This window comes from Achromobacter sp. GbtcB20 (assembly GCF_019091095.1).
GTDB classification, from domain to species: Bacteria; Pseudomonadota; Gammaproteobacteria; order Burkholderiales; family Burkholderiaceae_B; genus Achromobacter; species Achromobacter mucicolens.
The window spans coordinates 1-250 of record NZ_JAGXJZ010000735.1 but is presented as its reverse complement, the minus strand read 5'-3'; the positions used below and the strand labels follow the sequence as shown (position 1 = coordinate 250).

Here is a 250-nt window from a genome sequence, read left to right as displayed (position 1 = left end):
ACCCGCCGCGCCGATGCAGTGCAGGCCGGTGGTGCAGGCGGTCACGATGGCCAGGTTCGGCCCCCGCAACCCGAATTTGATCGAGAGGTCGCCCGAGATCATGTTGATGATCGATGCCGGCACGAAGAACGGCGAGATGCGGCGCGGACCGCGGCCGTCATACTCTTCCTTGGTCGCTTCGATCATCGGCAGGCCGCCGATGCCCGCGCCGACGATGGCGCCGATGCGGTCGGCGTTCTCGTCGGTGACC

The 250-nt window shown here is 67.6% G+C and carries 1 protein-coding gene; it reads right to left on the bottom strand.

The annotated features are described in order from the left end of the window. A partial coding sequence (locus tag KVT32_RS30905) for a beta-ketoacyl synthase N-terminal-like domain-containing protein (RefSeq protein ID WP_305864346.1) occupies positions 1-250 on the bottom strand: 250 nt, incomplete at both ends.